Origin of the sequence: Methylocystis sp. B8, from assembly GCF_005771425.1 — a bacterium.
GTDB lineage: Bacteria > Pseudomonadota > Alphaproteobacteria > Rhizobiales > Beijerinckiaceae > Methylocystis.
In genome coordinates this window covers 14,221-30,684 of record NZ_VBTZ01000002.1, presented here as the reverse complement: position 1 = coordinate 30,684, position 16,464 = coordinate 14,221, and the positions used below count along the sequence as shown (strand labels likewise).

Sequence of the window (16,464 nt, the reverse complement as noted above, 5' to 3'; positions counted from 1 at the left end):
ATGCGCCGCCGCCTTTTCTACGCCCGTGCGCTTTTACGAAAGCCGCTATTGCCCGCGTCGCGAGCGGGTTGCAAAGCGAACCGCTTCCTCGGCCGCGCGAAACAGCGCTTTCGCCTTGTTGACGCATTCGCGATGTTCATATTCCGGTTCGCTGTCGTAGACCACGCCGGCGCCCGACTGCACATGCATCTTGCCGTCTTTCACGATCGCTGTGCGCAGCACGATGCAGGTGTCCATTTGCCCGCCAGCGCCGAAATAGCCGATGCAGCCGCCGTAGATGCCGCGCCTGTCTGTTTCGAGTTCGTCGATGATTTCCATCGCGCGGACTTTCGGCGCGCCTGAGACGGTGCCGGCAGGAAAACCCGCAGCGAGCGCGTCAATGCAGTCGTGGCGCGCGTCAAGCTCGCCTTCGACGTTGGAGACGATGTGCATCACGTGACTGTAGCGTTCGATCGTGAAACTGTCAGTGACGCGCACTGTGCCAGTCTTTGCGACGCGGCCGACGTCATTGCGGCCGAGGTCGAGCAGCATCAGATGTTCGGCGCGCTCCTTTTCGTCAGCGAGGAGATCCGCCGCAAGACGCTCGTCCTCCGCCTTCACGTCGCTGCGCCAGCGCGTGCCGGCGATCGGACGGATCGTCACCTTGCCGTCGGCCACGCGCACGAGGATTTCGGGGCTCGAACAAACGATCTGGAATTCGCCGAAATCGAGAAAGCAGAGAAAGGGCGCCGGGTTCACCCGGCGTAGGGCGCGATAGAGCGCGAAGGCAGGCAAAGCGAAGGGCGCGGTGAAGCGCTGCGACAGCACGACTTGAAAGATGTCGCCGGCGCGAATGTATTCCTTCGCCCGCTCAACCATCTCAAGAAAACGGGGCTCGGGCGTATTGGAAATTGGCTGGTCGGCGAGAAGCTGTGCATTCGCGCCGCTCTCCGGATGCTCAAGCGGCGCCTCCAGCGTCGCAACGATCTTGTCGAGACGCGCGAGCGCCACCTCATAGGCCGCCTTCGCCGCGACGCCGGCTTTGGGCCGAGCGGGTGTGACGATGGATATTTCGTCGCGAACCGTATCGAAGACGATCATCACGGTCGGACGCACCAGAAGTGCGTCGGGCGCGCCGATTCTGTCTTCCTTGGCCGGCCCGAGGCGCTCCATTTGGCGCACCATCTCGTAGCCGAGATAGCCAAAGACTCCCGCCGCCATGGGCGGCATCCCCGCCGCCAGGGGAACGGCGGACTCGGCGATGAGCTGACGCAAGGCGACAAGCGGCGCCGCGTCGCAGGGCGTAAAGGCGGCGGCATCGTCGAGCGCCGCGCGATTGATTTCCGCCTTGTCGCCCACGGCGCGGAAAATCACGTCGGGGTCGAGGCCGATCATCGAATAGCGGCCGCGGGCGGCGCCGCCTTCGACCGACTCGAGCAGGAAGGCGGGCCCGCGCCGGTCGCGTGTGACTTTGAGATAAGCTGAGACGGGCGTTTCCAGATCGGCGACCAGCCGGGTTATGACGAGCTGGGGCCGAGTAGCGTCGTAATCGGCGCTAAAGGCGTCGAAGTCAGGCTCGAACTGCGCGCCGGTCACCTGTCGCGTTCCGCTCCGGTCGCGGCTTCGAGCGCCCGCTGATTGATGTCGACGCCGAGCGCCTTCTCGAGACCGCCGACATATTGCTCCAGCAGGTCGTTATAAAACGCCGGCTTGAGTTGCTGAGCGATCGTCTTCGATTCGATTGAGTTCGGATCGAAAACGGGAGTCGTCGAGTCACGCACGAAAAACACCAAGCGCCCGTTGTCGACGACGATGGAGCCGGCGTTGCGCGGCGCAACGTCGAAGAATTGAACGATGACGTTGTTATTGAAGTCTGGACGCGCTTCGCGCTTCACGTCATTGGCGCGCTGGACCTTAACGCCGAGCTCTTTGGCGACCTCTTCGATCGGCTGGCCCGAGTTCAGCTTCGCGACAATTTCGTCGGCCTTGGCGGCGAGCGCCTTTTGCGCCGCATCAGTTCGCATAGCGTCGGCGACGGCCGGCTTCACCTCGTCAAAAGTCTTCTGTCGAGCGGGCTCGATGCCGTTGACCTCATACCAGACATAGCCGCCGTCGCGCGTCGCGACGGTGTCGTTGTCGACGCCGACGTCCGAAGCAAACGCCGCCTTCACGAGGTCCGGTCCCGCCGGAAGGTTGGCGATCGCCTTGCCGTCGCGGTCATTGCCGGCGTCGTCGACGGCGTCATAGACTTTCGTCTCCAAGCCCACGGCTTTTGCGGCTTCCGATAACGTCTTGCCTGACGCGCGCTGATCCTCAATCGCCTCGTGGAGCTTACGCACTTCAGGCGTCGCGCGCTGCGCGGCGATTTCGGCGCGCAGTTCGGGCTCCGCCTGTTCAAAAGTCTTGCTGTAGACTGCGGGGCTGATGCTTTTGACCTGAGATACAACGGCGCCAAATGGCGTATGAACCGGCTCGGTCAGTCCCGGTTGCGGAAGCGCGAAAACGGCGGCGCCCACCTTTGCATCGCCAAAATCACGCTGCTCGACGAGTCCCAGGTTCACGTCTTTTGGATTGAGTTTCAGCTCCGCGACGAGCGCGTCAAAATCGGCCCCCGCTTTGAGCTTCGCGAGCGCTTCTTCAGCTTCCTTGTCGGTCTTGAAGACGATCTGCCGGACCTCTCGCTTTTCCGGCGTTCCATAGCGCTTCGACTTCACTTCGTCGTAAAGCTTGCGCGCGTCTTCGGGAGATACGCTTTCGGGCTTCCCGATCGCAGAAGCGCTGACGACGAGCGTCGTCAGTTTGCGATACTCTTTGGCGCGGAAGGTTTGCTCTCGCTCGTCGAAGTATTTTTTCAGCTCCTCGTCAGAGGGCGCCGGCGCCGCGCTGACCAGCGAAGGCGGCAAAATGACGTAATCGATCGTCCGCGACTCGTTGCGGAAGTGATGAATCGCCTCGAGCATCAATTTTGGCGGTTCCACTCCAGCGACGACGATGTCAGTGATCATCTTGCGGAGATAGGCGTTCTTCTGATCGGCGACGAAGCCGCGCTCCGTGTAGCCGGCGTCGTTAGCGATCTGTTTGAAGCGCGCCGCGTCGAATTTGCCATCTGGCCCCTGAAACACTTTTTCGGAAGCAAGCAAGCGCTGGGTGGTTTCGTCGCTTGCCGCCAGTCCGAGCTGGCGCGCCTTCTGATCGAGTGCGACCTCTGTGACGAGACGCTCCAAAATCTGGAGGTCCAGTCCCGACTGACGCGCCTCTTCATTGGTGATCGCGCGCCGCATCCGCTGCTGGATGCGGCGAAGCTCGTCCTGATAAGCGTTGCGGTAGGCTTCAACTGAGACTTCGCCGCTGCCGACGCGGGCGAGCCGCTGGGTTGTCATGCCGCGAAACACATCTCCGACGCCCCAGATCGCGAAACTGATGACGATGACGCCCATCACCAGCGCCATAATGGCGCGACCGATCCAGTTCTGCGAAGCGACGCGCAGGCCTTCCAACATGAGTCTTGCTTTCCTTGGGTGCGTTTGAGCCGGTTCCCCGGCTTTTGGCGGCGGACTATAGGGAGGGGGCGGGCGCGTGGCAATGCGCCTGAGTTTAGCCCGCTGACGCGTCGAAATAGGGTATTGCTTTTGTATTTCGGAAGCTTGCAGTGTCGCCGACGACCCGAAGCCGCGGCTGAGCCGCCGGGCAGAAGAATGGGAGTTGATTGATGGACGAAACTGCCGAGGCCGCCACGAAGGCTGGCGCAGATGCTCCCGTCACGAAAGTCGAGGCTGAGCCCACCCTCCTTCGAGGGGTCGAGCACGCTGGGCGCCCCCATGCGCTGCACCAGGATGTCCGCCGCCTGCGCGCCGATTCCGAGGCGATCCGCAAGGCGTTCGAGTCCGGTGAATTTCCTTACAAGACTCGCCTGAGCGAGAAGGTCTATCTGCGGCACATGGAGCTTCTCCAAGTGGAACTCCTAAAAGCGCAAAGCTGGGTGAGGGAGACGGGCCAACGCATCGTCATGCTGTTCGAAGGTCGCGACGCGGCCGGCAAGGGCGGCACCATCAAGCGCTTCATGGAGCATCTCAATCCGCGTGGCGCGCGGGTTGTCGCCCTGGAGAAGCCATCCGAGCGCGAGCGAACCCAGTGGTATTTCCAGCGTTACATCCAGCATCTGCCTGCGGACGGCGAAATCGTTTTCTTTGACCGCTCCTGGTACAATCGCGCCGGCGTCGAGCGTGTGATGAATTTTTGCACGCCGAATGAATATCTCGACTTCATGCGCCAATGTCCGGAACTGGAGCGCATGTTCGTCAGTTCCGGCATTCGTCTCTACAAATACTGGTTTTCGGTGACGCGCGAAGAGCAGCAGCGCCGTTTCCGGTCGCGCATGAACGATCCGCTGAAGCAGTGGAAGCTCTCGCCGATCGATCGCGCGTCGATGAACAAATGGGACGATTACACCGAAGCGAAGGAGGCGATGTTCTTCTTCACCGATACGGCGGACGCGCCCTGGATCGTGATCAAATCGGACGACAAGAAGCGCGCGCGATTAAATTGCATGCAGCACTTTCTCGCGAGCCTCGATTATCCGAACAAAGACCATAGCGTCGTACACGGGCCCGATCCGCTCATCGTCGGCTCCAGCGCCCATGTCATCGGCCGCGACGAGCACATCCTGGGCAAGTCGCTTGCAATGGATGTCGAGAAGAAGCGGAAACGCTAACGCTAACGCTCAAGGCGCCTTAAATCCGACAGGCTTGTTCTGCATAGGTCGCGCGTTGCAAAAAGCGCGCGCATTCCAATTGTCGAGCCGAAGCCATTTAGGGCGTGTGCGAGTCTCGACAAGCCCTTTCTTCAAAAAAATTTAACCACAAAGTTAAGGCCCCGCTTGCTCTTCAGATAACGCTTGTTTATTAATGGGACGCTGAAGCTGGAAGAGGCGTGAGTGGAGCCCTTCCCCTTCCCGAAGGGCCCGAGACAAGCGCTCGGTCGACTGAGCCCTGACAGCCATTCGGCGGCACAGCCGCCACCATACGAGCGCCCCAAAAAGGAACTCCTATGCTGCGATCTCTCGGTCTTGCAGGAATGATGACGGCTGTCCTTTTGACAACGCCCGCGAACGCCTTTGATGTCATGCGCCCTGACTACGGCGGACGCGTGGAGCAATATCAAGCCAGGCTTGCCAGGGCGGAAGCTCGGGGCGAGCAAATCAGAATCGGTCCGACCGAATGCGATTCCTCGTGCACGCTCTATCTGGCGGCCCATAACTCATGTGTTTCCGAAGGCGCGGTCTTCGGCTTCCATGCGCCCTGGTTTGGCGGTCCCGAGGGGGGCGTCGTCGATCCGCGCATGACCGCGGTCTTTGCCGCGCACTATAAGCCCGCGCTGCGTCAGGCCTTCCTGGCCCACGTCCACCGCCACGGCAATCAGGCGCCGGGCCCGATGCTGCGCATCACCGGCCGTCAGCTTGCGGCGTACGGCTACCGCCTCTGCTAAGCTCAAGGTAGGTCAATTGGCGCGGAGACTCGATCGGACGATCGAAGCGCTCCGCGCTCATACCAACCTTTGGTCTGGTTAACGATCCAGACCACGCTTAGCATCACCGGAACTTCAATTAGGACGCCGACGACAGTGGCGAGCGCGGCGCCGGAATCAAAGCCAAAGAGGCTGATCGCCGCCGCGACCGCGAGTTCAAAGAAATTGCTCGCCCCGATCAGCGCCGAAGGGCCGGCCACGCAATGCGCCTCTCCCGCTGAGCGATTGAGGAGATAGGCGAGCCCGGCGTTGAAATAGACCTGGATCAGTATCGGCGCCGCGAGCATGGCGATGATCGCCGGCTGCCGGATGATCTGTTCTCCCTGAAAACCAAAGAGCAATACCAGCGTCGCGAGCAGCGCGATGAGCGACGCCGGGCCGATCCGCGCGAGCGTCTGGGCGAGACCTTTTTGCCCCCCTGTGGCGAGCAGCCGTTTGCGCGCGATCTGGGCGATGATCACCGGAACGACGATGTAGAGGACGACAGAGAGAAACAGTGTGTCCCACGGCACGACGATCGATGAAAGTCCAAGCAGCAAGCCCACGATCGGCGCGAAAGCCACGATCATGATCGCGTCATTGAGCGCGACCTGACTCAGCGTGAAATGCGGTTCGCCTTTGGTGAGATTCGACCAGACGAACACCATGGCGGTGCAAGGCGCGGCCGCGAGCAGGATGAGGCCGGCGATATAGGAGTCGATCTGATCTGCAGGCAGATAGGGGCGAAAGAGATAGCCGATGAAAACCCATCCGAGCAGCGCCATTGAAAAGGGTTTTACAGCCCAATTGACGAGGAGCGTCACGCCAATCCCGCGCCAGTGACGGCCGACTTCGGCAAGCGCGGCGAAGTCGATTTTCATCAGCATCGGGATGATCATCAGCCAGATGAGCGCGGCGACAGGCAAATTGACCTTCGCAATCTCCATCGCGCCGATTGCGTGAAAAACGCCCGGCAGAAAATGGCCGAGCGCGACGCCGACGACGATGCAGAGCGCCACCCAGAGCGAAAGATAACGTTCGAAGATGGTCATGGCTTACTCCGCGACGGCGTTTCGTGAGGTTGCGCCGTCCATCTCGCCGATCTCGCGCAGGCGGCAGCTGATGGCGAGCCGATCGAGACGATGCAGCGGAATGGCGCAGAATTGATCGATGCGATTGCGGAGATAGCGAAAGGCGGTGGCGAAGGCGCGCTGCTTCTCTATGTCGCTTCCCTCCACCGCCGCCGGATCTTCTATGCCCCAATGCGCGGTCATCGGCTGACCGGGCCAGGCGGGGCAGGCCTCGCCCGCCGCGCTGTCGCAGACGGTGAAGACGAAATCCATGCGCGGCGCATTTGGTCCGGCGAACTCGTCCCAGTTTTTCGAACGATAGCCTTCAATAGGAAAACCCATCGTCTCCAGCGTCTTGAGCGCGTATGGATTGACCGCGCCCTTGGGGTGGCTGCCGGCTGAAAACACGTTGAACCGGCCTCCGCCGCGCGCGCGCAGCAGCGCTTCGGCCATGATCGAACGCGCGCTGTTGCCGGTGCAGAGGAACAGCACGTTATAAATCCTGTCCGTCATTCGTGAGACTCACATTTGATGGCTGCAAGAGAGTCGGCCGGCGCGCACGTCGCGCCGCCGCAACAATCTTCGGCAAGAAAGCGCGCCAGCGCATTGAGCCGCGCAAGATCGGCCCGATAGACGATGCTGCGGCCCGCGCGCGCGCTCAGCACGAGCTTCGCCTGAGACAAGACGTTGAGATGGGCGGAGAGCGTATTCTGCGGGACGCAGAGCGTGCGTGCGATGTCGCCGGCGGGGAGCCCCTCGGGCTCATGCCGGACGAGCAGACGGAAGGCCTCTAGGCGCGTTGGCTGCGCAAGCGCGGCAAGACAAGCGAGAGCGGCTTCTATTTCCATAATTCCAGATATATCGAAATAAATGACGGCGCAATGACATTGCCCGCCAAGCTACGCCGGGCGCATTGTGGCTGCCCTTCGCCGTGTTACCCCATCCTGAACGTCAGGAGCGCTTCGATGACCCGACGCCCGCTCGTCGCTGGAAACTGGAAAATGAACGGGCTGCGCGGCTCGCTCGCCGAGATCAAAGCAATGGACGCCGCCTATGACGACGCGCTGCGCGGGCGCGCTGAGCTCATTGTCTGCCCGCCGGCCACGCTGATAGCGCTTGCGCGCGATATCGCGGCGGGGGGAGGGATAGGCCTCGGCGGCCAGGATTGCCATGCCGCGCCCAGCGGCGCCCACACGGGCGACATTTCCGCGGAAATGCTGAAAGACGCCGGCGCGTCCTATGTCATCGTTGGCCACAGCGAGCGCCGTTCGGATCATGGCGAAACCGACGCCGACGTACAGGCGAAGGCGGCCGCGGCTTTGCGCGCCGGGCTTACGCCGATCATCTGCGTTGGGGAAACGCGCGCAGAGCGGGAGGCGGGCGAAGCCTTGAGCGTCGTCGGCGCGCAGATCGACGGCTCCCTCCCCGCCGACGCCCCAAGACATATCGTCGTCGCCTATGAGCCCGTATGGGCGATCGGCACAGGCTTGACGCCGACCGTCGATGACGTCGCCGAAATGCACGCCTTCGCGCGCGAGCGCATCGAAGCCCGGCTCGGCGGCGGCAAGAGCGCGGACATTCGCATTCTCTATGGCGGCTCTGTGAAACCGTCGAACGCTCGCGAGTTGATGAGCGTTCCAAATGTCGACGGCGCTCTTGTAGGCGGCGCTAGTCTATCAGCCAAAGATTTCATCGGCATCGCGAACGCCTATCGCTGAGCAAGCTGGACAATCAGATCATGGCCGATAAAGTCGCCGTTTAGAGGAGCACGGCTTTTTCGAAATTGATTGGATAAAGGGGCATCGCATGGACCCGAATGATTTTGGCGTCATCGAGCTGGTTGACGCAGATCGCGTCTATCCCGGCTCGCGATTTAGCGAAGTTCGTGAGGCAGTTTTCGCCAATCCCTATCAAAAGGTCTGGGGCGCGCCTGGGGAGCCGCCGCTCCCCTTCGTGATGCCCACCTTTCTAGACATGTTGCGCGTGCTGTGGAGGGGGAGGCACTACCTGACGCAGGCCGCCGAGCGATCGGTCGATGCGCGTAGCGATCTTAGGTGGGGGCCTGACGGGAAGGGCTTCAGACGCATCGTGCATCCCTGGGGCGTCGTTCTGACGGGACTTTGGGAAATCACCGAGGAGAGCGACTACACCGGCTATTTCCAGAAAGGCAGCAAGGCGCTGATCGTCGCGCGCTATTCCAACGGCGGCGCTGTGCAGCGCGGCAAGCCGCGCGGGCAGGGCATCGCCGGCAAGCTCTTCCCCACCACAGACCCAAACCATAAGGAGCCGTTGCAGACGGCGAATTTCTTCACGATCGACGACATCGTCGGCGCGTCGACGCGCCATATCAACGACGTCGATTTCGTCAATGCGCCGAACGTCACGCTTTCGAATGATTGGTCGACCTCGCCAATCGTCATGACCGCGGGCGTCGTCTTCGCGATCACCGATAAGGATCCGACTGAGCGGCAGCTCCACGAGATCGCCGAGCTCGGCAAGCCTCGTGACCTTCCAACCCGCGCGCCGCGTTTCATGCGTTTGAAGCTCACGCCGGACCATCCGCGGATTGAAGGAGAGGGACTCGATTCACGCGACGAATTGCTCGCGATGATGTTCGACAAAGGCGATCCGATGCCCAAGCGCAAAATCGTGTTCGCCATCGAAGTCACCGAGGATGGCGAAGTGACCGGCATTACCGGGTTTAAGAAGGGGACGTTCCGCAATTGGCGGCGGATTGGCGCAATTACCTTCGACAACGCCGTCGTTTCCTATAACGGCGATCGCGTCCTGCATTTCCACCATCCGAATTGGCGCATCGATCGCAATGATCCAGCGACGAGGTTCCGGCCTGCGCCACAAAGCGGGGAAGTGGAAAAGGCCGAGGCGATGTAGGCTTGCCGCCTCGCTGACCGCCCGATATAAGCGCGGCGCCTGACTACTCCAACGAATGAGGCGATGCGCTCCTATGGCGATCGAACGCACTTTTTCCATTCTCAAGCCCGACGCGACGAAGCGCAATCTCACCGGCAAGATCAACGCGCTGATCGAAGGCGCGGGTCTGCGCATCGTCGCTCAGAAGCGTATTCGCATGACGCGCGAACAGGCGGAAACCTTTTACGCCGTGCATAAGGAGCGCCCCTTCTTCGGCGAGCTCGTCGACTTCATGATTTCCGAGCCGGTCGTCGTGCAGGTGCTCGAAGGGGAAAACGCCATCGCCCGCTATCGCGAGGTCATGGGCGCGACGAACCCCGCGAACGCCGCGCCGGGGACAATTCGCAAGGAACATGCGCTGAGCGTCGGCGAGAATTCTGTACATGGCTCCGACGCGCCGGAAACTGCGGCGGTGGAAATCGCGCAGTTCTTTTCCGGCAATGAAATCGTCGGCTAAGCGAACGGGATGCCCGCGCTTGTCGCGGGCAGCCCTACACTTCGTCATAGATGGACGGGGGCAAGCCCGGCCATGACGCTTTGGTGAAATTATGCGTTTGCGTTCTCAGGAAAATACGCCCGCATGATCCTGTCGCGATAGGCGACGAGATTGGGCTTCGCGAGCGCCGCATCTCGGACCGCGCTCTCCGCCATTGGCGCTAAGACCGACGCCAGAAAGCCGAAGACGGTCGCATCGGCGCCGCAAGGCTCATCGCCGAACAGAAAGGGCTTGCCGCCGATCAGCGTCGCCAGCGTTTCGATGTCGCGCACGCCAAGCGCGTCAATTTCCGTGGGGCTGTGACGTCCCATGCCTTGCGCCCATAGCGAGTTGGCGATCCTGCGGCGAATGAACCATTTCGCCAAGGGACGCGCGATCGCAGGCACGCTATCGAAAAAGCGCGCCGGACCTCGTTCAAAATTTGCTTCATCCATCCAGCGCGTATGGACGACAATCCAATAGAGATGTTCCTCGCACATCTTCTCGACGCACCAGCCGACGGCTTTTTGTTCATCGGATAAATGTGCGTCGAAGGCCGCGCCGTATTTCTTTTCGATGTGAAAACGGATGAAGGTCGAATCCGCGACGATTTCGCCGTCGTCATTGATGTAAGGCTGCTTGCCCTTCGGCGCCTTCGAGAATCCACTGCGGTCTTCGACATAGTCGAGCCCCGCCAACTTCAAGAGAACCATTGCCTTCATCACGAAAGGCGATGCGTCTGGCAGCCCGGCGACGGGGCGAAAACAGTAAAGCGTGATCGTCATGAAATTCTCCTGGGCGCCGCCGCGGCGTCAGGAACGATAAGCGCCGTCTCTTGCGCCGTCGGCGCTCCAAGCACGCGATTGCCTTCGACCCGCACCGCGCCCGACGCCACCAGCCGCAGCGCCATCGGATAGATGAGATGTTCCTGCATAAGCACGCGGGCGGCGAGCGTTTGAGGCGTGTCCTCGTCGAGCACGGGCACGGCGGCTTGCGCCACGATGGGCCCTTCGTCCATTTCAGGCGCGACGAAATGCACGGTGGCGCCGTGAATCTTCACGCCGTCGGCGAGCGCCCGCTCATGCGTGTCGAGCCCACGGTAGGCAGGAAGAAGGGCGGGATGGACGTTCAACATGCGCCCGCCCCAGCGGCCGACAAACCAGGGCGTGAACATGCGCATGAAGCCAGCGAGGCAAATGAATTGGATGCGATAGGTCTCGAGCACGATTTGCACCGAACGCTCGAATTCCTCGCGTCCCGCGTAAATCTTATGATCGACCGCGGCTGTGGCGACGCCGGCGGCCTTCGCCTTGGCGAGGCCTGGCGCATCGGGGCGGTTGGAAAGCACAAGCGCGATTTCAGCCGGAAAGCTCGGATCCTTCGCCGCGGCGATCAGCGCGTCCATGTTCGAGCCGCGCCCCGAGATGAGAATCGCGGTGCGCAGCCGCGTCACAACCCAAGGGCCCCGCGCGTAACGACTCGCTCTGGGCCTTCCGTCTCGATGATTTCACCGATGCGCGCGGGCTTTTCGCCGACGGCGCGCAATGCAGCGTCCACTTCAGCGGCGGCGGGCGCCGAGGCCACGACCGCCATGCCGATTCCGCAGTTGAACGCGCGCAGCATCTCGTTCTGCGCGATCTCTCCCGTGGCGGCGAGCCAGCGGAAAACCGGCGGTGGATCGAAGGCGGAGAGATCGAGCGCGACGCCGAGTCCGCTTGGCAGAACACGCGGCAGATTGTCGGGAAACCCGCCGCCGGTGATGTGGGCGAGGGCGACGATGTGCGGCGTCGCCTTCAAGGCGGCGAGAAGAGGCCTCACGTAGATGCGCGTCGGCGTCAACAACGCCTTCGCAAGATTGAGGTCGCGCGCGAAAGGCGCGGTGGCGCTCCATGCAAGTCCGGCGCGTTTCACAATGTTGCGCACGAGCGAAAAGCCGTTGGAATGGACGCCGGACGAGGGAAGTCCGAAGACGACGTCGCCAGCGCAGACGTCGCGGGGCAGGAGACGATTGCGCTCCGCAGCGCCTACGGCGAATCCGGCGAGATCATAGTCGCCGCGCGCGTAGAGGCCGGGCATTTCGGCGGTTTCGCCGCCAAGCAGAGCGCAGCCCGCTTCGACGCAACCGGCGGCGATTCCTTTCACCACCGTCGCGGCGGCATTCGGGTCGAGTTTTCCGGTTGCGTAATAATCCAGGAAGAAGAGCGGCTCGGCGCCTTGGACGATGAGGTCATTCACGCACATCGCGACGAGGTCGATTCCGATCGTGTCGTGCAGGCCGGATTCGATCGCGATCTTCACCTTGGTGCCCACGCCGTCATTGGCCGCGACCAGCACGGGGTCGGAAAATCCCGCGGCCTTGAGGTCGAACACGCCGCCAAAGCCGCCGATCTCGCCGTCGGCGCCCGAGCGCCGAGTCGAACGCACGGCGGGACGGATCATGTCGACGAGGCGATTGCCCGCATCGATATCGACGCCGGCTTCCGCGTAGGTGAGACCCGAAACTCTCTCTTGCATATCGTCCTTCGCGCGGTGGGCGCCGGCTAGATGGGCGCAAGCGGCTGCGGCTGTCAAATCCGCCGAAAAAAGCTACGCTCTTGTGCGTTTGCACAAGTTTTTTCGTGGCGCGGCATATTTAAATGTGGCCGCAAAGGAGTAGCGCCATGAAGTCTCGCTTCACCATCGATGATATCGCGGCCGCACGCGACGCGGGCGCGATCGACGCAACGACGTTCGAGCGGCTATCGCAGTTTCTGGTCTCGCAACGCATAGTCGCGACGCAGGCGGCTTCTCAAGCGCCGCGCTACGACTTCGTCAATCTGCTTTGGTATGCCGGGGCGCTCATCGTGCTCAGCGCCATGGGCCTGTTTTCCACGACCGCCTTCGGCTTCTGGGGCGACAAGGCGCTGCTCGCCACGGCGATCGTCTATGCCGCCCTGTTCACCTTGGCTGGCGCATATCTGTGGCGCAAGCGCGGCCTTCGCACGCCGGGCGGACTGCTCGTCGCCTGCGCGGTCGGCATGGCGCCGCTCGCGATCTTCGCGCTGCAATCCATGTTCGGCGTCAGCCCGGCGGGAGAAGCGCGTCCGTATGGCGACTTTTACGTGTGGGTCAAATCGAGTTGGCTGCCCATGGAGATTGGAACGATCGTTGCGGCGTGCGTCGCTTTGCTCGCCTTTCCTTTCCCTTTCCTCGTCATGATCATCGCCTTCTCGCTTTGGTTCATGTCGATGGATCTGACGCCGTGGCTGATGGGCGTCCAAGAATTTTCATGGGATCAGCGCGCAACGGTGAGCATGTATTTCGGCCTCGCCGTTCTGGCCGTCGCCTGGCTTATCGACCTCAAGCGTTGGCGTAACGGCGACTTCGCCTTCTGGCTGCATCTTTTCGGCCTGATGGCGTTTTGGGGCGGGCTCACGTCCCAAAACAGCGGCGGCGAACTCGGCAAGGCGCTCTATTGCGCCATCAACGTCGGGTTGATCTTCCTGTCTGTTTTCCTGATGCGTCGGGCCTATGCGGTTTTCGGCGCGATCGGCGTGACGACCTATCTCGGTTATCTCGCGAGCAGCGTTTTCCAGGATTCGATTCTTTTCCCCTTCGCGCTTTCAGGGATCGGCGTTCTGCTCATCGTCTTTGGCCTTTTGTTCCACCGCTATGGCGCCGCCATGGGAGCGGAGATCGGCGAATTACTGCCCTCGCATTTGCGCGGATTGCGCCCGGCGCATGCGCGTGAGCTGGGGTAGGGGGCCTAGCGGCTTCGTGGCGGCTTTTGGCCAATTGATTGCGCTTTGGGCGGATGCAGATTATATAGGCGGCATCCCAACATGGACGGTCGTTCTGTGGGTCGCTGGCGCCGGGCGGCGCGGCGCCGAACGTTCCCGCCATGTCTGATCAAGGAGGCTTCTAAAGATGAGCAACGCCCCGTTGATGCCGAAGGCCACGGCCGTTTGGCTCGTCGAAAATACGTCGCTGACGTTCGATCAGATCGCCGATTTCTGCAAATTGCATCCTCTTGAAGTGAAGGGGATCGCGGACGGCGAGGTCGCGGCGGGCATTCGCGGCCATGATCCGATCACCTCAGGGCAACTCACGCGCGAAGAGATTGAAAAGGCGGAAAAGGACTCCGCCCATCGCCTTCATCTCTCCGTCTCCAAGGTTGTCGTGCCGGAAGTCAAGAAAGCGCGCGGTCCGCGCTACACGCCGCTGTCGCGCCGCCAGGATCGTCCGAACGCGATTTTGTGGCTTGTGCGTAATCACCCCGAACTGAAGGACGCGCAGATCATGCGGCTCGTCGGCACGACGAAGACGACGCTGAAGGCGATCCGCGAGCGCACGCATTGGAATTCCGCGGCGCTGACGCCGATGGACCCGGTGACGCTCGGACTTTGCTCGCAGATCGATCTCGACTTCGAGGTCAATCGCGCTGCAAAGGAGAAGCCGGCGGCGGCCGAGGATCATGGGCAGACGCTGGTGCCAGCGAGCGTCACCACGAGTCCGCGGGCGGAGCCGGCGACGACCGAGGATGTTTTCGGCAAAGCCAAACCAGCGGCGCCGCAGGACGAGGAAGACAACTTCGACGCCGATCGCGTGTTTGGTCGTCTCAAAGACGTCGATTTCGGCGAGTGAAGACGGGAAATTGCGCGCCAGTCCCGATTGATCAACCAGAAGCTCGCGCGTATCTTTTGCACTAAGAGCTTAACCGCCGACTTGCGCATATCGCGTCGGCGCCGCGTCGCCTTCGCCGCGATCATAGTCTCGCCTGGCGAACCTGTGGACTCTCCGGATGACCGACTCGCCTTATGATCGCGACCTCGAACGAAATCCCGCCAATTTTCAGCCGCTGACGCCAATCACATTTCTGGCGCGGGCGGCGGCCGTGTTCCCCGAACGCATCGCGATCATGCACGGCCCGCTGCGGCGCAACTATCGCGACTTTTATGCCCGTAGCCTGCGGCTCGCGAGCGCACTCGAAAAGGCGGGGCTTGGTCGCGGGGACACTGTCTCCGTCATGCTCGCCAACACGCCGGCCATGCTCGAATGCCATTATGGCGTGCCGATGATGGGCGCCGTTCTCAACACGCTGAATACGCGGCTCGACGCCGCGATCCTCGCTTTCACGCTCGATCACGCCGAGACGAAGGCGCTCTTCGTCGATCGCGAGTTCTCTGACGTCATTCGCGAGGCGCTTTCGCTCGCGAAGGCGAAGCCCCTGATCATCGACTACAACGATCCGGAATATGACGGGCCCGGCGAACGGCTCGGATCGGTCGACTATGAGGACTTTCTGCTCTCGGGCGACGTCGATTATGAGTGGACGCCGCCTCGCGACGAATGGGACGCGATCTCGCTTAATTACACGTCCGGGACGACCGGCGATCCCAAAGGCGTCGTCTATCATCATCGCGGCGCTTATCTCACCGCGCTCGGCAATGTGCTCACCGGCGATATGGGCCGTCACCCGGTCTATCTGTGGACGCTGCCGATGTTCCATTGCAACGGCTGGTGCTTCCCCTGGTCGATTTCGGTCAACGCCGGCACGCATGTCTGTCTGCGGCAGGTGCGCGCCGGTCATATCTACGAGTTGATGGCTGAGCATGGCGTCACGCATTTGTGCGGGGCGCCCATCGTCATGTCGACGCTGCTCAACGCTAGCGAATCGGAGAAGAAGCCGCTGAAGCGACCCGCGCGTTTCTTTACTGCCGCCGCACCGCCGCCGCAGGCGGTGCTCGCCGGCATGAAGGCCGCGGGCTTTGAAGTCACGCATCTTTACGGATTAACCGAAACTTACGGCCCGGCGGCCGTCAATGAATGGCAGGACGACTGGGATTCGCTCGACGGCGCTTCGCAGGCCCAAATGAAGGCGCGCCAAGGCGTGCGCTATCTCGTTCTCGAAGATCTCGATGTGATCGATCCCGATACGATGCAGCCCGTGCCGCGCGACGGCGCGACGATGGGCGAGGTCATGTTCCGGGGCAACGTCGTCATGAAGGGTTACCTGAAGAACAAGAGCGCCACCGACAAAGCCTTCCACGGCGGCTGGTTTCATTCAGGCGATCTTGGCGTGCGTCATCCTGATGGGTACATCCAGCTCAAGGATCGATCGAAAGACATCATCATTTCGGGCGGCGAGAACATCTCCTCAATCGAGGTCGAGGACGCTCTGTTTCGCCATCCGAAAGTCCGCGCCGCGGCGGTCGTCGCCGCTCCTGACGATAAATGGGGGGAAACGCCCTGCGCCTTTGTCGAGCTGAAGGATGGCGAAGAGATAACGGCGCAGGAGCTGATCGACTGGACGCGTCAGCACTTGGCGCATTTTAAATGCCCGCGCCATGTTGTCTTTTGCGAACTGCCGAAGACGTCGACGGGGAAGATACGCAAATATGTTCTGCGCGAACGCGCCCGAGAAATCTGGCCGGCGAGTGCGACGACGGCGTCGCTGTAAAGGGCCCCAAAGAAAAGGCGCTAAAAACTGAAGAAGCCAGCAGTCCGCTGGACTGCCGGCTTCGCGTC

16 protein-coding genes are annotated in these 16,464 nt (G+C 61.8%); 8 read left to right on the top strand and 8 right to left on the bottom strand.

The window, feature by feature from the left end:
* Positions 1 to 45: 45 nt before the first annotated feature.
* The gene (trpE, locus tag FEV16_RS04990) at positions 46 to 1,575 is read right to left on the bottom strand and encodes an anthranilate synthase component I (RefSeq protein WP_138166540.1); all 1,530 of its coding nucleotides are present in this window, start codon (positions 1,573 to 1,575) and stop codon (positions 46 to 48) included.
* Positions 1,572 to 3,479, bottom strand: a complete 1,908-nt coding sequence (locus FEV16_RS04985) for a SurA N-terminal domain-containing protein (protein WP_138166538.1) — start codon at positions 3,477 to 3,479, stop codon at positions 1,572 to 1,574. Before FEV16_RS04985 ends, trpE begins: the two co-directional genes overlap by 4 nt.
* A 209-nt stretch (positions 3,480 to 3,688) precedes the next feature.
* Here FEV16_RS04985 and ppk2 point away from each other — a divergent pair, with 209 nt between their 5' ends.
* The gene (gene ppk2, locus FEV16_RS04980) at positions 3,689 to 4,690 is read left to right on the top strand and encodes a polyphosphate kinase 2 (protein ID WP_138166536.1); all 1,002 of its coding nucleotides are present in this window, start codon (positions 3,689 to 3,691) and stop codon (positions 4,688 to 4,690) included.
* Positions 4,691 to 5,025: 335 nt separating this feature from the next.
* Positions 5,026 to 5,463 carry a hypothetical protein gene (locus FEV16_RS04975; RefSeq protein WP_246657183.1) on the top strand — a complete coding sequence of 146 codons (438 nt, stop codon included), beginning with the start codon at positions 5,026 to 5,028 and terminating at the stop codon, positions 5,461 to 5,463.
* A 2-nt stretch (positions 5,464 to 5,465) separates the two neighbouring features.
* Here the strand turns inward: FEV16_RS04975 and arsB are convergent, their stop codons facing one another.
* Genes arsB through FEV16_RS04960 form a run of 3 tightly spaced genes read right to left on the bottom strand, consistent with a single transcriptional unit; the run spans position 5,466 to position 7,399 of the window.
* A complete protein-coding gene (gene arsB, locus FEV16_RS04970) occupies positions 5,466 to 6,533 on the bottom strand; it encodes an ACR3 family arsenite efflux transporter (RefSeq protein ID WP_138166535.1) in 1,068 nt (355 codons plus the stop codon).
* Between the two features lie 3 nt (positions 6,534 to 6,536).
* Positions 6,537 to 7,064 (bottom strand): arsenate reductase ArsC, encoded by a 528-nt coding sequence (locus tag FEV16_RS04965; RefSeq protein WP_138166534.1) that lies wholly within the window; start codon positions 7,062 to 7,064, stop codon positions 6,537 to 6,539.
* Positions 7,061 to 7,399, bottom strand: a complete 339-nt coding sequence (locus tag FEV16_RS04960; protein WP_138166533.1) for a metalloregulator ArsR/SmtB family transcription factor — start codon at positions 7,397 to 7,399, stop codon at positions 7,061 to 7,063. The genes FEV16_RS04965 and FEV16_RS04960 overlap by 4 nt, the downstream gene beginning before the upstream one ends.
* 117 nt (positions 7,400 to 7,516) lie before the next feature.
* Here FEV16_RS04960 and tpiA point away from each other — a divergent pair, with 117 nt between their 5' ends.
* The 3 genes from tpiA to ndk all read left to right on the top strand — a co-directional run bounded on the left by tpiA (position 7,517) and on the right by ndk (position 9,939).
* Positions 7,517 to 8,269, top strand: coding sequence for a triose-phosphate isomerase (gene tpiA / locus FEV16_RS04955; RefSeq protein ID WP_138166532.1), 753 nt, complete (start codon positions 7,517 to 7,519; stop codon positions 8,267 to 8,269).
* Positions 8,270 to 8,357: 88 nt separating this feature from the next.
* Positions 8,358 to 9,443 carry a hypothetical protein gene (locus tag FEV16_RS04950; protein WP_138166531.1) on the top strand — a complete coding sequence of 362 codons (1,086 nt, stop codon included), beginning with the start codon at positions 8,358 to 8,360 and terminating at the stop codon, positions 9,441 to 9,443.
* 73 nt (positions 9,444 to 9,516) lie between these two features.
* The gene (gene ndk, locus FEV16_RS04945) at positions 9,517 to 9,939 is read left to right on the top strand and encodes a nucleoside-diphosphate kinase (protein WP_138166530.1); all 423 of its coding nucleotides are present in this window, start codon (positions 9,517 to 9,519) and stop codon (positions 9,937 to 9,939) included.
* 89 nt (positions 9,940 to 10,028) lie between these two features.
* On the opposite strand, the gene FEV16_RS04940 is transcribed toward ndk, so the two are convergent.
* Genes FEV16_RS04940 through purM form a run of 3 tightly spaced genes read right to left on the bottom strand, consistent with a single transcriptional unit; the run spans position 10,029 to position 12,471 of the window.
* Complete coding sequence (locus tag FEV16_RS04940; RefSeq protein WP_138166529.1) at positions 10,029 to 10,742, bottom strand: glutathione S-transferase family protein; 714 nt, start codon at positions 10,740 to 10,742, stop codon at positions 10,029 to 10,031.
* A complete protein-coding gene (gene purN, locus FEV16_RS04935; protein ID WP_138166528.1) occupies positions 10,739 to 11,410 on the bottom strand; it encodes a phosphoribosylglycinamide formyltransferase in 672 nt (223 codons plus the stop codon). Before purN ends, FEV16_RS04940 begins: the two co-directional genes overlap by 4 nt.
* Positions 11,407 to 12,471, bottom strand: coding sequence for a phosphoribosylformylglycinamidine cyclo-ligase (gene purM / locus FEV16_RS04930; RefSeq protein ID WP_138166527.1), 1,065 nt, complete (start codon positions 12,469 to 12,471; stop codon positions 11,407 to 11,409). Before purM ends, purN begins: the two co-directional genes overlap by 4 nt.
* 146 nt (positions 12,472 to 12,617) lie before the next feature.
* Here purM and FEV16_RS04925 point away from each other — a divergent pair, with 146 nt between their 5' ends.
* From FEV16_RS04925 to FEV16_RS04915, 3 genes are all read left to right on the top strand, one after another.
* Complete coding sequence (locus tag FEV16_RS04925) at positions 12,618 to 13,697, top strand: hypothetical protein (protein ID WP_138166526.1); 1,080 nt, start codon at positions 12,618 to 12,620, stop codon at positions 13,695 to 13,697.
* 166 nt (positions 13,698 to 13,863) lie between these two features.
* The gene (locus tag FEV16_RS04920) at positions 13,864 to 14,580 is read left to right on the top strand and encodes a cell cycle transcriptional regulator TrcR (RefSeq protein ID WP_138166524.1); all 717 of its coding nucleotides are present in this window, start codon (positions 13,864 to 13,866) and stop codon (positions 14,578 to 14,580) included.
* Positions 14,581 to 14,737: 157 nt separating this feature from the next.
* A complete protein-coding gene (locus FEV16_RS04915; RefSeq protein ID WP_138166522.1) occupies positions 14,738 to 16,396 on the top strand; it encodes an acyl-CoA synthetase in 1,659 nt (552 codons plus the stop codon).
* Positions 16,397 to 16,464: the final 68 nt, after the last annotated feature.

Bases quoted from the DNA above. Each gene is read 5' to 3' on its own strand.
- FEV16_RS04965 (WP_138166534.1), bottom strand. From the start codon at position 7,064: ATGACGGACAGGATTTATAACGTGCTGTTCCTCTGCACCGGCAACAGC.
- arsB (WP_138166535.1), bottom strand. From the start codon at position 6,533: ATGACCATCTTCGAACGTTATCTTTCGCTCTGGGTGGCGCTCTGCATC.
- FEV16_RS04940 (WP_138166529.1), bottom strand. From the start codon at position 10,742: ATGACGATCACGCTTTACTGTTTTCGCCCCGTCGCCGGGCTGCCAGAC.
- FEV16_RS04925 (WP_138166526.1), top strand. From the start codon at position 12,618: ATGAAGTCTCGCTTCACCATCGATGATATCGCGGCCGCACGCGACGCG.
- ndk (WP_138166530.1), top strand. From the start codon at position 9,517: ATGGCGATCGAACGCACTTTTTCCATTCTCAAGCCCGACGCGACGAAG.
- FEV16_RS04985 (WP_138166538.1), bottom strand. From the start codon at position 3,479: ATGTTGGAAGGCCTGCGCGTCGCTTCGCAGAACTGGATCGGTCGCGCC.
- ppk2 (WP_138166536.1), top strand. From the start codon at position 3,689: ATGGACGAAACTGCCGAGGCCGCCACGAAGGCTGGCGCAGATGCTCCC.
- FEV16_RS04915 (WP_138166522.1), top strand. From the start codon at position 14,738: ATGACCGACTCGCCTTATGATCGCGACCTCGAACGAAATCCCGCCAAT.
- FEV16_RS04975 (WP_246657183.1), top strand. From the start codon at position 5,026: ATGCTGCGATCTCTCGGTCTTGCAGGAATGATGACGGCTGTCCTTTTG.
- tpiA (WP_138166532.1), top strand. From the start codon at position 7,517: ATGACCCGACGCCCGCTCGTCGCTGGAAACTGGAAAATGAACGGGCTG.
- purM (WP_138166527.1), bottom strand. From the start codon at position 12,471: ATGCAAGAGAGAGTTTCGGGTCTCACCTACGCGGAAGCCGGCGTCGAT.
- FEV16_RS04920 (WP_138166524.1), top strand. From the start codon at position 13,864: ATGAGCAACGCCCCGTTGATGCCGAAGGCCACGGCCGTTTGGCTCGTC.
- FEV16_RS04960 (WP_138166533.1), bottom strand. From the start codon at position 7,399: ATGGAAATAGAAGCCGCTCTCGCTTGTCTTGCCGCGCTTGCGCAGCCA.
- FEV16_RS04950 (WP_138166531.1), top strand. From the start codon at position 8,358: ATGGACCCGAATGATTTTGGCGTCATCGAGCTGGTTGACGCAGATCGC.